The sequence below is a fragment of the Paraburkholderia sp. SIMBA_053 genome, assembly GCF_046534895.1.
In the GTDB taxonomy this organism is placed as follows: Bacteria; Pseudomonadota; Gammaproteobacteria; order Burkholderiales; family Burkholderiaceae; genus Paraburkholderia; species Paraburkholderia caledonica.
The window spans coordinates 1,198,085-1,213,002 of record NZ_JAWRXU010000002.1 but is presented as its reverse complement, the minus strand read 5'-3'; the positions used below and the strand labels follow the sequence as shown (position 1 = coordinate 1,213,002).

Here is a 14,918-nt window from a genome sequence, read left to right as displayed (position 1 = left end):
CCGATACTGTATGGATGTACAGTATTGTACGTGGGCAATTCGTAAGCGCAAGCGTTTTTTGGCAGGGCCGGCGGTTGGGTTTAGTTGCTTGCTGGCTTGCGGTGCGGTTACTGCCTGGTTGCTTGTTGGTTGCTTGTCCGTCGCTTGTTCGTTGCTGGTTTTACGCTGGCGTCCGCCAGTTCATGTGAAGGGGGATTCGTGTAGATGCCGGATTTCAGCACGCAGGAGCGAGATGCCTGAACAACTGTGGTTGCCCGGGCTCGAGGCGCCGCCAACGCCAACCGACGGCCTCTTTTTCGCTGTCTTCCCGGATGCGAATACCGCGGCGAGCATTTCAAAGCTAGCGCAAGAGCTTTGCGGGGAGGCGCGCGCCCGCAGTAAACCGCTTGCCGCCGGTCGTTTGCACGTCACGCTGCGTCATCTCGGCAATTTCGCGGGCGGTCTGCCGCCGGCACATGTGGAGGCCGCAATGCAAGCGGCTGCCGCGGTTCGCATGGCGCCGTTCAGCGTCGAATTCAATACGGCGGAGAGTTTCGCGTCGAAACCGCGGCCGGGCCCGTTAGTGTTGACGGGGAGTGAGGGCGTGGTGGGTCTGCATCGGCTTCATGATGCATTGGCGGAAGCGCTGCACGTCAAGGGCATTGAAAGCCGCGCCGGTTCCGCGGCAGTGACTTATACGCCGCATGTCACGTTGGCTTACGGCTTGCCTTGGGCCGCCGCGCGTCCGGTTGAGCCGGTTTGCTGGAATGTGCGTGGTTTCGCGTTGATACACAGTTTATTGGGGCGTACCCGGCATATTGTGCTTGCGCGCTGGTCGCTTGAAGGGGCCGCGCCCTAGTGGCATTGGCGCGACGATTAGTTGGTCGTGAAGAGGAACATGAAAGGAGGGTGGGCAGCGACGCGTGATCTGTGGCTTTAGATTTTGTGGGGATCTGGCGTGCGTCTAGAAGCGCATACCAGTAGCGCAAACGCCGCCGAAACCACCACCGCTTCCGCCGGCTCCGCCGCAGAATATTGTGCAGCCGGAAAGCAAGGCGGACATCGCTGCGGCGACACATACACCGCGTAGGGTTGTCTTGAATGAGCGCCTGTCAACCGGGGTGCGGCGCGCGAGTACTGATGCGCGACGTTCGCACGCCCGCATCGCGGGCGACGGTGCAGTGTTTGTAGCGGTGAATTGCGCTGCGTCGTTAGGACGTGAGTGTGTCATTTGCAATTGCATGATCGGTGGCACAAAAAGCAGGAAACAGAGAAGCGAAGTAGGTGAGCGAGGTAGCCAAACGAAGCGAAGCGAGCAGGCGGCCAAAGCACGCCGCGAGCGCGACTCGCAAAAAGTGTCTAAGCCTAGCTTGCATCCATCCAGGACTCCAATACGCAAAATCCGAAATGCCGGCGGGTCGGGTGAATCCGGCGGAAGGAACCCTCGTGCGCTCCCTGATAGAATGCTTGGGCCGCAACGTAGTGGATTGCAGATGAGATTGCTTGATGCGTTAGTTGAACAGCGTATTGCCGCCGCCGCCGCACGTGGCGAATTCGACGATTTGCCGGGCGCAGGCGCGCCGCTCACCCTGGACGACGATGCTCTGGTCCCGGAAGAAGTGCGCGTCGCCAACCGGATTTTGAAAAACGCGGGGTTTGTGCCCCCCGCAATGGAGCAGTTGCGCGCGTTGCGTGACTTGCAGTCCGAACTGAGTGCCGTGAGCGATCAGGCTACGCGGTGCCGTCTTCAGGCTCGCATGCTGGCGCTCCATATGGCGTTGGAATCGTTACGTGGAGGCCCGTTGGTGCTGCCGCGAGAATATTGCCGCCGGATTGCAGAGCGCTTGTCCGAGCGCGCTTCCAACAGCGATATGTCCGCGGTGGAAGGCTCTCCCGCGAATGTCGCCGGCTCGGGGACACAGTGAGCGAGCCCGTCGTTGGTCGCGGGGCCTTGGGCTTGGACTTGGGCTCGAACTCGGACTGGATCGAGGCAGGAAAGGAGCCGGAAATGCCGCCTGTTACTGTCGGTGGTGTTGTCACCATCGTCGGTGACTTCGCAAATGGCGAGCCGGGCGTCGCTGCCGCGGCGCCCATCGCCTCGTCCGATCCCCCCGAGCCGCTCGCAGCCGCTGCCAACCCGACCGCCAACCCAACCGCCAACCCCGCCGTCTCCGACCGCGACCGCCGGTTCATGGCCTTGGCGCAAGCTGCCGCCGAAGAAGCGCGGGCGGCTGGTGAAGTGCCCGTCGGCGCAGTGCTCGTGCGTGGCGACGAAGTGATCGCGAAAGGTTTCAACCATCCGATTGGCGCGCACGATCCTTCGGCGCACGCGGAAATGGTCGCGTTGCGTGCCGCGGCAAAGATCGCGCAGAACTATCGCTTGCCGGGCTGCGAACTGTATGTGACCCTCGAACCTTGCCTGATGTGCGCAGGTGCCATCATGCACGCCCGCATTGCCCGCGTGGTGTTCGGCGCTCGTGATCCGAAAACGGGCGCATGCGGCAGCGTCGTCGACGCATTCGCGAACCCGCAGTTGAATCATCACACTCAGGTGACCGGCGGCGTGCTCGAAAGCGAATGCGGCGCGGCGCTGAAGTCGTTCTTTGCCGAGCGGCGGCGTGCGAGCCGCGAAGCACGCGCAGCGGCACGTGCAGCCGTCGTCCCGGAAATAGACCCGTCCGGCACACCCTGAATCGCAACGCTCTCCAAACCGCGCGGAACACTTAGACCAGAGCCTATCGATGAGCGTCCACCGTACCTTCAACCTGATTGCGCCTTCCGGCTATCCGCAAGAGGCGGACGTGCTCAACCGCGCGTTGCAGCGCCTGCGCGCACAAGGGCATCGCGTGGAAGGAGTAGACGCGACGCGGCGTCGTTATCAACGCTTTGGCGGCACCGACGGCGAGCGCGCGGCGGATTTGAACCGGCTCGCGGATGCTTCCCGCGCGCTGCCGGACATCGTCCTCGCCGTGCGCGGCGGGTACGGCGCGGCGCGGATTCTGCACGGCCTCGATTACGATGGGTTGCAACGTCGTCTGAGCGGCGAGCCGGTCGCGCTGGTGGGCCACAGCGACTTCACGGCTATTCAGCTTGCTCTGCTTGCGCGCGCCGGCTTGAAAACGTTCAGCGGCCCGATGCTCATGAGCGACTTCGGCGCCGAACATGTCAGCGACTTCACCATGCAGCACTTCTGGTCCGCGCTGACAAAGCCGACGCTAACCATTGCGAGAAACGTGCCGCAAGCGCACGCGGTGGACGTCTCGGGCACCTTCTGGGGCGGCAATCTGGCGGTGCTCACGTCGCTCGTCGGCACGCCTTATATTCCGTCGGTGCAGGGCGGGGTGCTGTTTGTCGAGGACGTCAACGAGCAGCCGTTTCGCATTGAGCGGATGCTTTATCAACTGCACCTGTCAGGTATTCTCGGCGAGCAGCAGGCGCTCGTGCTCGGCGATTTTTCGGGCGGCAAGTCGTACGACTACGACAACGGATATGACCTGCAAGCCATGATCGATCAGATGCGGTCGGTGATCGGCATTCCGATCGTCACCGGCTTGCAGTTCGGCCACGTGCCGGACATGCTTACGCTGCCTGTGGGCGCCGACGCGCACCTGGTAGCCGATGCGAACGGCTTCAAGCTGACCCTGACGGATTATCCCTGTCTGCGTTGAACGACCGCTAACAAAGCGGTGCAGGCGAGGCCGCCTTTTCGCCGCTCCTTTGCGTAGCCGAGGTCGGCAACAGCGGCTTTTCAGTGAAGGCCGAAAACCACCGCGCTCGACTATTTTGTCGACAAAATGCGCCGCGCCAGCGACGTCAATCGTCATATCGAATCCAGCTGCCCCAGTCACTGCAGGGCTTCCAGCCAGGCAGCCTGTCGCCGCCGCACGCCGTGCCGCGGAGATTGTCGATGATGCCAACAAAAATTGTTGACAATCTTTATGTCCATCCTATTATGACCTTCATACCGAGACACATATCATGTCCGACACCGAATCAGTCAACGCAAATAGTTCGAAGCCCGAAGCAATTGCCGAGCGCATTCGCGCCGCGATTCTCGAGCATCGGCTGGCGCCGGGCGCGAAGCTGACCGAAGCGCAGTTGTGCGAAGTGTTCGGTGTGAAGCGTGGGTCGATCCGGCAAGCGCTAGCGCAACTCGCGACCGATCATCTGGTGGATCTCGAACCGAATCGCGGTGCGTTTGTGGCAAGCCCGTCGCTTCAGGAGGTGCATGAGGTGTTCGAGATGCGCCGCATCATCGAGTTGGCAGTCGTCGAAAAGATCTGCGGCGGGCATGGCATGCGGCGGTTGAAGAGCATCGGCAGCATGATCGGCCGCGAACGCAAGGCATTCGAAACACGCGACTTTTCGTCGTGGATTCGTCTGTCCGGCGAGTTTCACACGGAACTCGCTCAGCTGACCGGCAACACGGTGCTGTGCGACTGCCTGAACGGACTCGTGGCACGTTCCACGCTGATTTCAGCGTTGTACGAGTCATTGGGGCGAAGCCCGTGCTCGTTCGAAGACCATGAAGCGATTCTCGCCGCGCTCGACGCCGGCGATGCAAAAGAGGCGGCGGCGCTCATGTCGCGCCATTTGCAAAGCGTCGAGTTGAAGATGCTGGAGCGGCCCGCGCGTGGCGCAGCCGATCTGCACGAGGTATTCGGCGCGCTTAACGGCGCCGGCAAGGCGTCATCTAAAGACTCGCCTGAAGAGTCAACTAAAGACTCATCTAAAGCATCACCGAAAGCATCATCGAAAGCATCACTCAAAGCCAGGTCCGCGCCAAGCTGAGGCAAGCGGCCGGCGTGCGCCCGTTGCTGGTGCGCACCGCACTGAACTGAACGGATTGATCGAGCGTTGCAAGGCGGCCCTGCGCGGGCGCTGCCGGCTTGCGCGCGCACGTCCGTCGCCTGCGCGACGGGCCCCGAATGCAGTAACGCATTGCCGGACATCCGCGGAAGGGCGGCAATGCGATAACCACAAGTACTTCAGTACGGAGACAACCGCGGCGTGGCCATGGCGGCGGATCGAGCCTCGTTCGTCCAGAACGACGCGAAGCGCGAGCGAGACGCCAGAGCCGCAACTGGCATGGCCAATGCAATGCCCTTCGATTCGCAATCGACGGTTCCATCACAAGGAGGAATCATGGCTCAGTTCAGCGCAGCGCCCGGCAGTCCCGCAATCCCCCCTTATGCAGACGGTGACGCAACCGGCGATGTGTCCATGCCGGCCGGTTACAGCGAGCGGTTATACAACAAGGACCTGGCGCCGCTGCGTCACCAGACCTGGGGCGCCTACAACATCTTTGCGTTCTGGATGTCGGACGTGCACAGCGTCGGCGGTTACGTGTTCGCCGGCAGTCTCTTCGCCCTCGGGTTGACGAGCTGGCAAGTGCTGATTGCGCTGCTGGTGGGAATTGGAATCGTCAACCTGTTGTGCAACATGATTGCGAAGCCGAGCCAGGCAAACGGCGTGCCGTATCCGGTTGCGTGCCGTGCGACCTTCGGTGTGCTCGGCGCCAATGTTCCCGCGGTGATTCGCGGTCTGATCGCGGTCGCGTGGTACGGCATTCAGACGTATCTGGCCTCGAGCGCGCTGGTGATCGTCGTGCTGAAGTTCGTCCCGCAATTGCTGCCCTATGCGGACGTTCATCGACACGGCTTCATGGGCCTGTCTACGCTCGGCTGGTGCGGCTTCATGTTGCTGTGGGTGCTGCAGGCACTGGTCTTTTGGCACGGCATGGAGACGATCAAGAAGTTCATCGACTTCGCGGGTCCGGCCGTTTATGTCGTGATGTTCATTCTGGCCGGCTACATGGTGTATCGAGCCGGCTGGCGCAACATCGGCATCAACCTGGGCGGCGTCAAGTATCACGGCATGCAGGTATTGCCGGTGATGATCACGGCGACCTCGCTGGTCGTGTCGTACTTCTCCGGGCCGATGCTGAATTTCGGCGACTTTTCGCGCTACGGCAAGAGCTTTCGGAGCGTACAGCGCGGCAATTTCTGGGGGCTGCCGGTCAACTTCCTGGCGTTTTCGCTCGTGACCGTGATCACGACCGCGGCGACGCTGCCGGTGTTCGGTCAACTGATTACGGACCCGGTGGAGACGGTGGGCCGCATCGACTATCCGACGGCGGTGATTCTCGGCGCGCTGACGTTCACGATTGCGACCATCGGCATCAATATCGTCGCGAATTTCGTGTCGCCGGCCTTCGACTTCTCGAACGTGGCGCCGAAGCTCATCAGCTGGCGTGCGGGCGGCATGCTCGCGGCGGTCGCTTCGATCTTCATCACGCCGTGGAATCTGTTCAACAACCCTGCAGTGATTCACTACACGCTCGACGTGCTCGGCAGCTTCATCGGACCTTTGTACGGAATCCTGATCGTCGATTACTACCTGGTGAAGCGCCAGAAGATCGTCCTCGACGATCTGTACACCGTGGCGCCGACGGGAACGTACTGGTATCGAAACGGCGTCAACTACCGCGCGGTTGCTGCACTGCTGCCGGCTGCGGTCATCGCGGTGCTATGCGTGATGGTGCCGTCGCTCGACGGTATGGCGAATTTTTCGTGGTTCATTGGCGCGGGCCTCGGGGCACTGTTCTATCGCGTCCTCGCTCGCTGAGCATCGAGGCGCGGGCCATGCTGTGACAGCAATGACAGGTGGCGGCCGACGGTGACAGCGCCGCGGTCATTGCAGTCGAAAAGGAGACAAGATGCGCATCAAACTGATCAACCCGAACACGACCCAACGCATGACCGACGCAATGGGCCGCTGCGCGCGAGAAGTGGCCGCGCCGGGCACCGAAGTGATTGCGGTCAGTCCGGCAATGGGACCGCCGTCCATCGAAGGCTATTACGACGAAGCGCTTGCCACGCCCGGTCTGCTCGCCGAAGTGATGGCGGGTGAGCGCGAGCATTGCGACGGCTATGTGATCGCCTGTTTTGGCGATCCGGGGCTGTACGCCGCACGCGAGCTGGCGCGCGGACCAGTGATCGGCATCGCGGAGGCGGCCATGCACGCGGCGAGCGTGCTGGCACCCGGTTTCTCGGTGGTGACGACGCTTGCGCGCACTTGCGGGATGGGGTGGCATCTGGCCGAGCGCTACGGCATGCGGCGTTTCTGCCGCAACGTGCGCGCGACCGACGTCGCGGTGCTCGACCTCGACAAGCCCGGTTCGGCGGCGCGCCGCATCATCCTCGACGAGTGCCGGCGTGCGCTTGCCGAGGACGGCTCCGACGCGATCGTGCTCGGTTGCGCGGGCATGGCCGAGCTGTGCGCGGAGATCGAAGACGCGCTCGGCGCGCCGGTGATCGAAGGCGTGACGGCGGCCGTCAAATGGACCGAGGCGCTGATCTCGCTGCGTCTTTCGACGGCCAAGCGCGGCGACTACGCGCGGCCCTTGCCAAAGCGCTATGACGGCGTGCTCGAATCGTTCAGTCCTGGCGCGACGGATCCGAATCCTGCGCCGCCGCGTGTCGTCAATGCAGATTCGCTGCGGGTAAACACCAGCGAATCCGAGCCGCACATACATTCAGTCTGACACGCACTATCTGCCCAGGTGTATGGGCGCACCCGGGCGTTTTCGCTACACTGGTCCAACTCGGCGCGGGCTGCCCGACATGTTTTCCGACGCTGCCCGGCTATTGCCGCTGTAACACAAAGCACGGCCTCCGGCAGCTTTCACAACGCACCTTGCCAGCACAACGTATCGTCACTACGCATTCGTCAAACCATGGCACTCGACCCCAACTATCCACGCGATCTGATCGGCTACGGCCGCCACCCGGTGCAAGCGAACTGGCCAGGGCGAGCGCGCGTCGCAGTGCAATTCGTCCTCAATTACGAGGAGGGCGGTGAGAACTGCGTGCTGCACGGCGATCCTGGCTCGGAGCAGTTCCTGTCGGAGATTGTCGGCGCAGCGGCGTATCCGGCGCGTCACATGAGCATGGAGTCGATCTACGAATATGGCTCGCGTGCAGGCGTATGGCGCATTCTTCGTGAATTCGAAAAGCGCGGGTTGCCGCTTACGGTGTTCGGCGTCGGCATGGCCATTGAACGGCATCCCGAACTCGCGCGCGCGTTTGTCGAACTCGGTCATGAGATCGCGTGTCACGGCTATCGCTGGATTCACTATCAGGACGTATCGCCGGAAAAGGAAGCCGAGCATATGCGGCTCGGCATGCAAGCCATCGAACGTGTCACGGGTGTGCGGCCGCTTGGCTGGTACACGGGCCGCGACAGTCCCAACACGCATCGGCTGGTCGCCGAATATGGCGGCTTTCTGTACGACTCCGACTACTACGGCGACGACCTGCCGTTCTGGATGGACGTTGAAGTGACAGGCGGCACGACTGTGCCTCAACTGATCGTGCCGTACACGCTCGACACGAACGACATGCGCTTCGCGAGCCCGCAGGGCTTCAACACGGCAGACCATTTTTTCACGTATCTGCGCGACGCGTTCGACGTGCTTTACGAAGAAGGCGACGAAGCGCCGAAAATGCTGTCCATCGGCATGCACTGCCGGCTGCTCGGACGCCCCGGGCGTTTTCGCGCGCTGCAGCGCTTTCTCGATCATATCGAGCAGCACGATCGCGTGTGGGTGACCCGGCGCGTCGATATCGCGCGGCACTGGCGCGAACATCATCCCTATCAGCAACATAACCGCGGGGCTGCGGCATGAAGGCGATGCAATACACACTGGACCAACTCAACACCATTTCGACCGACGCGTTCGTCGCGGCTCTGTCGGGCATCTTCGAGCACTCGCCCTGGGTCGCGGAAATTGCGGCGCATGAGCGGCCATTTGCGAGCATCGACGAACTGCATCGCGAGATGTCGAAGATCGTCGAGACGGCGGGCGAAGAGAAGCAGCTCGCGCTGATCAACGCGCACCCGGAGCTGGCGGGCAAGGCAGCGGTTCGCGGCGAACTCACGGCGGAATCGACGCGCGAGCAGAGCGGCGCCGGTCTCTCGCAGTGCACGCAGGAAGAGTTCGACAAGCTGCTCGCGCTAAATGCCGCGTATCGCGAGAAGTTCGGCTTTCCGTTCATTCTCGCGGTGCGCGGCTACGACCGTCACGGCATCATCGCGAACTTCGAGGCGCGCGTGAACAATAGCCGCGCCGACGAGCTACGCGCGAGCCTCGATCAGATCTACCGTATCGCGCGTTTCCGGCTGGAAGACCTGATTGGCGCGTGACGAACGCGCAATGAAAGCGCAGTGAACGCGTGATGAACTGACGATCGCCGCCGCGCTTCAAGGTTCGGCATTACGTTGCAGCTTTGCGCTGCGGCTTCGCCGGAAAATTTCTGGCACTAACAAACATCAAGGAAGACACAGATGGCACTCCCGATTCTCGACCCCAACGCACCCGAATTCACGCGCCGCTACGTGAACCTGGCGGACCCGCGCCTGGGCGCGCAGGCGCTCGAGGCCAGCGACGACTTCTTCGCCCCGAAGGAGCGCATGCTGAACCCGGAGCCGGCCGTCTTCATTCCGGGCAAGTACGACGAACACGGCAAGTGGATGGACGGCTGGGAAACGCGCCGCAAACGTGTGAGCGGCTACGACTGGTGCATCGTCAAGCTGGCGCGCCCCGGCGTGATCAAGGGGCTCGACCTCGACACGAGCCATTTCACGGGTAACTTTCCGCCGGCGGCGTCGGTGGAAGCGGCGCGCGTGGTGGACGGCGTGCCCAACCAGTCGACGCAATGGACCGAGATCGTTCCGTCCACCACGTTGCAAGGCAACAGTCACCACTACCTCGACGTGAGCGACGCAAACGCCTATACGCACTTGCGCGTGAACATCTACCCGGACGGCGGCATCGCGCGTCTGCGCGTGTACGGTCAGCCGCAAGTCGACTGGGCAGGCGCGAGCCGCACGGAACAGTTCGACCTCGCCGCGATGGAAAACGGCGCGTACCTGGTGGCGGCGAATAATCAGCACTTCGGCGCTGCATCGACCATTCTGATGCCGGGCCGCGGCGTCAACATGGGCGACGGCTGGGAAACGCGGCGCCGCCGCGAACCCGGCAACGATTGGGCGATCGTCGCGCTTGCTCAACCGGGCGTCATTTCGAAGATCGAAGTGGACACTGCGCACTTCAAGGGCAATTATCCTGACCGCTGCTCGATTCAGGCCGCATATGTAACCGGCGGCACCGACAGTTCGCTGATCACGCAAGCGATGTTCTGGCCTGTGCTGCTCGGCGAGCAGAAGCTGCAAATGGACAAGCAGCACTATTTCGAAAGCGAGATCGCGGCGCTCGGGCCGGTCACGCACGTGCGCTTCAACATCATTCCGGACGGGGGCGTGTCGCGGTTGCGCCTGTGGGGCACGCTCGCATCATGAAGACGCTTGCAATCGAACCGCTGACGAAAGAATCGTTTGCCGCCTTCGGCGATGTGATCGAACTCGAAGGCGCGAAGCAGATTCCGATCAACCTTGGCACGACGATCCGTTATCACGATCTGGCCACAGTGGATGTGACCGACGAGAACGGCCGCGCGCTCGTGAACCTGTTTCGTGGACAGCCGCGCGTGCTGCCGTTCGAGGTGAAGATGCTCGAACGCCATCCGCTCGGCAGCCAGGCGTTCGTGCCGCTGAACGACAAGCCGTATCTTGTGGTGGTCGCGCCGGCCGGCGAGCTCGACGAATCGAAAATCCGCGCCTTCGTCACGAGCGGCTGGCAAGGCGTCAATTACGCGAAGGGCGTGTGGCACCATCCGCTGATTGCGTTGGGCGACGTGAGCGACTTCATTGTCGTGGATCGTGGCGGGGAGGGCCTGAATCTGAACGAGCAGGATCTGACGGAGTCGCTCTGGCTGACCGAAGACGCGTTGAGCGCGGTGACGGTTTAAGGTTCGTGCTTCGGCGTGAGGATCCGCCGATTTTCGGAAAGCCCACGGCAGCAATGTCGTGGGCTTTTTGCTTTTGCAATGCCAGCTTGCGTGCTTGCGTACCCTAGCGTGGTGCGTCCTCACATGTACGTCCCGCCTGCACGCGCGGGACCAGTGCAAGCCGAAACAAACGACGTTCTCGTGCCGCACTGCCCGACGCAACCCTCAGCGGGGCAGGCGAGCCAGCTATCCATGCGCACTTGATCCCGGCAAACGGCAACCAGCAAAGAGATAAGAACCCGCCAATAAAAAGCGGGCTTCCCGCTTCCGCGAAAAGCCCGCTTCATGACGCTCGACTACACCCGGCCCACCAAAGGCCAGAGTTCGACTATTTCGCCGCGCCACCCTGGAACCAGGCAGCGATCTTCATCCGTTCGTCGTCGGTCATGTGGGTTACGTTACCAAGCGGCATCGCCTTGAGCGTCACTGCCTGTTGATAGATCCGCTGTGCGTTCTGCGAGATTTCATCCGGCGTATCGAGCAGCACGCCGGCGGGGGCGCTGCCCATCATCGTCGGATGCGCGGAGTGACATGCCACGCAGCGCTGTTGCAGCACTGGCGCAATGTCGGCCACTTTCAGCGTCGGCGCGTTGGCCGCCTGGGCTTGCGGCACCATCGGCTTCGGCATGGTCCAGAAGAGCGCGCCGAACATCAGCGCAATGCCGGCGAGCGGCAGATACCACAGCACCTGGCCGCGATGACGCATGACGAAGAACTGACGGATCAGCGCGCCGGCCAGCATGATGACAACGAGCACCGCCCAGTTGTACGGATGCGTGTAGGTCATCGCGTAGTGGTTCGACAGCATCGCGAACACCACCGGCAACGTGAAATACGTGTTGTGCACCGAGCGCTGTTTGCCGCGCTTGCCGTAGATCGGGTTCGGCGTGTCGCCCTTGAGCATTGCGTCGACCATCTTGCGCTGGCCGGGGATGATCACGAAGAACACGTTGGCCGACATGATCGTCGCGAGCATCGCGCCCATGATCAGATACGCCGCGCGTCCCGCGAAGATGTGACACGCGAGCCAGGCCGCGATCAGCACGTACACGCCGACGCAGATGCCGAGTACTTTGTCCTTGTTGCCGAGAATGCGGCACAACGAGTCGTACACGATCCAGCCGGCAGCCAGAAAGCCGAGTGCCGACGCGACGGCAACCACTGGTCCCATATCGAGCACATTCTTGTCGATCAGATACGTGGACGGAGAAAACAGATACAGCACGGTGAAGAGACCGAAGCCCGACAGCCACGTGGTGTAAGACGGCCACTTCGACCAGTGCAGATCGTCGGGCATTTCAGGCGGCGCGACAGTGTACTTCTGCATGTTGTAAAAGCCGCCGCCGTGTACGTGCCACAGTTCCCCGAACACGCCGCGCTTGCGCTGGTTCGGGTCGTGCGGCGGCTTCAGGCTGTTGTCGAGTGCGACGAAATAGAACGACTCGCCGATCCATGCGATCGCGGCGACGACGTGGAACCAGCGAATCGCGAGATTCAACCAGTCGGTGATAAAGCCTTCCATGAAACTCCTCCACTTCTGATTCGTTGTACGCACGGCGACGTTCGACGCCTTTTTGCACCCGGCCGATAGACGAGGGCGGGCAGAGCGTCACCGCGCGGACTGCGGGGTGAAAGACGCGGTGCGCTCAGTTCGCACGACGTCGTTGTTGTTAGGGGTTATTGAGCGGCGCCGTTCGGCGACACCTGTCAACTGCCGCGATACGTGCTGTAAGACCACGGCGACACGAGCAACGGCACGTGATAGTGCGCAGCGGCGTCGGCGACGCCGAAGCGCAACACGACGCGATCCACGAAACGCGGCTCGGGTACCTTGGTACCGATCGAAGCGAAGTAGTCGCCGGCGGCGAACACCAGTTCGTACTCGCCTGCAACGAGCGCGTCGCCTTGCAGCAACGGTTCGTCGCAGCGGCCGTCGTCATTGGTGATGGTGGTTTTCAGCGCACGGCGCGTGTCGCCCGTGAGCGCGAAGAGTTCGACCTTGATGCCCGCGCCGGGACGACCGTTCGCGGTGTCGAGCACATGGGTAGTGAGCTTTCCCATTCGCAATTTTCCTTGTGTGTTTGCGAGGTTTCGGCGGCAGCCCGATCCAGATACGTTTGCGGCGGATCGAGGCTCCACGTCAGTGGCTACATACCCGTCGGCGAATTGAAGCGAGCGCCGTTGCAGCCATTGTAGAAAGTTGTTCCGTCCAGCGCGGGCGCGATAAGAAAGATAATAGCTGGCGCATGACGCACAGTCTGCCGAAAGGCGCAGCGAGCAATCCCGCGCAGCCGTTGCAGCGCATAGCACTTCCGTTCGATCGTACCGGCGTCAAAAATGCCCCACTATATCGGCAGCCTGAAGATGGTTATCGCAACGGCGCGTGTTGTCAGCGTTATTTTGACGGCCGAAGGTTACGCCTGTGCGCCGCAGCAACGGCAAGCCCGAGAGGCTTTGAGCGCGGCACACGTCCCGAAGACGGCGCAATACGCTGGGTAACCGGGCCAACGGCGTTCGACGGGACGCGGCGGCGCGGCTTACGCGCCGTCACATCGCGTTCGGACGACTTTGCACGGAAGCAATCAGGCGGAGAAACGGATGACGATGGAACACGCAGCACAACAAACTGGCAAGCCGAACAGAACAATGCTGGTCAAGCACGCAGACGTGCTCGTCACGATGGACGGCGCACGGCGCGAACTGCGCGACGGCGGTCTCTATATCGAGGACAACCGCATCGTCGCGGTAGGGCCGACAGCAGATTTGCCGGAAACCGCCGACGAGATGCTGGACATGCGCGGGCATCTGGTGATTCCCGGTCTCGTGAACACGCATCACCACATGTATCAGAGCCTGACGCGCGCGATTCCGGCCGCGCAGAACGCCGAGTTGTTCGGCTGGCTCACGAGCCTCTACAAAGTGTGGGCGAATCTCACACCGGAGATGATCGAAGTCTCCACGTTGACGGCAATGGCCGAGTTGTTGCTGTCCGGTTGCACGACGTCGAGCGACCATCTGTATATCTATCCGAATGGCAGCCGGCTCGACGACAGCATCGCCGCGGCACGCCGCATCGGCATGCGTTTTCATGCGGCGCGCGGCAGCATGAGCGTGGGTCAGAAAGACGGCGGCTTGCCGCCCGATTCGGTGGTCGAGCGTGAAGCGGACATATTGAAGGACACGCAACGCCTCATCGAGACGTATCACGACGAAGGGCGTTACGCGATGCTGCGCGTCGTCGTCGCGCCATGCTCGCCGTTTTCAGTGAGCCGCGATCTGATGCGCGAGTCGGCGGCGATGGCGCGGCAATACGGCGTGTCTCTGCATACGCACCTCGCCGAGAACACGAACGACGTCGCGTATAGCCAGGAGAAGTTCGGCATGACGCCCGCACAGTATGCGGAAGACCTCGCCTGGGTCGGACGCGACGTGTGGCATGCGCACTGCGTGCAACTCGACGACGCGGGCATCGAACTGTTTGCGCGTACCGGCACGGGTGTCGCGCATTGTCCGTGCTCGAATATGCGGCTCGCGTCGGGTATTGCGCCCGTCAAGCGGATGCGGCTTGCGGGTGTGCCGGTGGGTTTGGGTGTGGACGGCTCGGCGTCGAACGACGGCGCGCAGATGGTCGCCGAGGTGCGCCAGGCGCTGCTATTGCAGCGAGTCGGCTTTGGTCCGGACGCGATGACGGCCCGCGAAGCGCTGGAGATCGCCACGCTCGGCGGCGCGAAGGTGCTCAACCGCGACGACATCGGCGCGCTCGCACCGGGCATGGCGGCGGACTTCGTGTCGTTCGACCTGCGTCAGCCGCTCTTTGCCGGCGCGTTGCACGACCCGGTCGCGGCGCTGGTGTTCTGCGCGCCGTCGCAGGTAAGCCATAGCGTGATTGGAGGCAACGTCGTCGTGAGGGACGGGCAATTGGCGACGCTCGAACTCGGTCCGGTGATCGAGCGGCATAACCGGCTGGCAAAGACGCTTTACGAAGCGGCGGCATGACATGAAGCGTCGCGGCGCCTGCGCGCAGTCACA

Annotated in this window: 14 protein-coding genes; 12 read left to right on the top strand and 2 right to left on the bottom strand. The window is 62.4% G+C overall.

The window, feature by feature from the left end:
- Positions 1 to 232 precede the first annotated feature (232 nt).
- From SB753_RS11880 to SB753_RS11830, 11 genes are all read left to right on the top strand, one after another.
- Positions 233 to 838 (top strand): 2'-5' RNA ligase family protein, encoded by a 606-nt coding sequence (locus SB753_RS11880; RefSeq protein WP_288824898.1) that lies wholly within the window; start codon positions 233 to 235, stop codon positions 836 to 838.
- Between the two features lie 634 nt (positions 839 to 1,472).
- Positions 1,473 to 1,904 carry a DnaJ family domain-containing protein gene (locus SB753_RS11875; RefSeq protein ID WP_087753208.1) on the top strand — a complete coding sequence of 144 codons (432 nt, stop codon included), beginning with the start codon at positions 1,473 to 1,475 and terminating at the stop codon, positions 1,902 to 1,904.
- An 83-nt stretch (positions 1,905 to 1,987) separates the two neighbouring features.
- Positions 1,988 to 2,671 carry a tRNA adenosine(34) deaminase TadA gene (gene tadA, locus SB753_RS11870; protein WP_410800265.1) on the top strand — a complete coding sequence of 228 codons (684 nt, stop codon included), beginning with the start codon at positions 1,988 to 1,990 and terminating at the stop codon, positions 2,669 to 2,671.
- 49 nt (positions 2,672 to 2,720) lie between these two features.
- A complete protein-coding gene (gene ldcA, locus SB753_RS11865) occupies positions 2,721 to 3,647 on the top strand; it encodes a muramoyltetrapeptide carboxypeptidase (protein ID WP_020070165.1) in 927 nt (308 codons plus the stop codon).
- A gap of 310 nt (positions 3,648 to 3,957) precedes the next feature.
- Entirely contained in the window at positions 3,958 to 4,770 is an 813-nt protein-coding gene (locus SB753_RS11860) for a GntR family transcriptional regulator (RefSeq protein WP_410800264.1), read from the top strand.
- Between the two features lie 354 nt (positions 4,771 to 5,124).
- Positions 5,125 to 6,606, top strand: coding sequence for an NCS1 family nucleobase:cation symporter-1 (locus SB753_RS11855; protein ID WP_087753206.1), 1,482 nt, complete (start codon positions 5,125 to 5,127; stop codon positions 6,604 to 6,606).
- Between the two features lie 91 nt (positions 6,607 to 6,697).
- Positions 6,698 to 7,525, top strand: a complete 828-nt coding sequence (locus tag SB753_RS11850; RefSeq protein WP_410800263.1) for an aspartate/glutamate racemase family protein — start codon at positions 6,698 to 6,700, stop codon at positions 7,523 to 7,525.
- Positions 7,526 to 7,717: 192 nt separating this feature from the next.
- A complete protein-coding gene (puuE, locus tag SB753_RS11845; RefSeq protein WP_408199450.1) occupies positions 7,718 to 8,668 on the top strand; it encodes an allantoinase PuuE in 951 nt (316 codons plus the stop codon).
- Entirely contained in the window at positions 8,665 to 9,186 is a 522-nt protein-coding gene (gene uraD / locus SB753_RS11840; protein WP_408410678.1) for a 2-oxo-4-hydroxy-4-carboxy-5-ureidoimidazoline decarboxylase, read from the top strand. Before puuE ends, uraD begins: the two co-directional genes overlap by 4 nt.
- Positions 9,187 to 9,327: 141 nt before the next feature.
- Entirely contained in the window at positions 9,328 to 10,341 is a 1,014-nt protein-coding gene (gene alc, locus SB753_RS11835) for an allantoicase (RefSeq protein ID WP_020070171.1), read from the top strand.
- Positions 10,338 to 10,850 carry an ureidoglycolate lyase gene (locus tag SB753_RS11830; RefSeq protein ID WP_410800262.1) on the top strand — a complete coding sequence of 171 codons (513 nt, stop codon included), beginning with the start codon at positions 10,338 to 10,340 and terminating at the stop codon, positions 10,848 to 10,850. The genes alc and SB753_RS11830 overlap by 4 nt, the downstream gene beginning before the upstream one ends.
- A gap of 367 nt (positions 10,851 to 11,217) precedes the next feature.
- On the opposite strand, the gene SB753_RS11825 is transcribed toward SB753_RS11830, so the two are convergent.
- The gene (locus tag SB753_RS11825; RefSeq protein ID WP_087753202.1) at positions 11,218 to 12,411 is read right to left on the bottom strand and encodes a urate hydroxylase PuuD; all 1,194 of its coding nucleotides are present in this window, start codon (positions 12,409 to 12,411) and stop codon (positions 11,218 to 11,220) included.
- 185 nt (positions 12,412 to 12,596) lie between these two features.
- Positions 12,597 to 12,950, bottom strand: coding sequence for a hydroxyisourate hydrolase (gene uraH / locus SB753_RS11820; RefSeq protein WP_020070174.1), 354 nt, complete (start codon positions 12,948 to 12,950; stop codon positions 12,597 to 12,599).
- 537 nt (positions 12,951 to 13,487) lie between these two features.
- Here uraH and SB753_RS11815 point away from each other — a divergent pair.
- Positions 13,488 to 14,885: an 8-oxoguanine deaminase gene (locus tag SB753_RS11815; RefSeq protein WP_410800261.1), complete on the top strand. Its 1,398-nt coding sequence runs from the start codon at positions 13,488 to 13,490 to the stop codon at positions 14,883 to 14,885.
- The last annotated feature ends 33 nt before the right edge of the window (positions 14,886 to 14,918 follow it).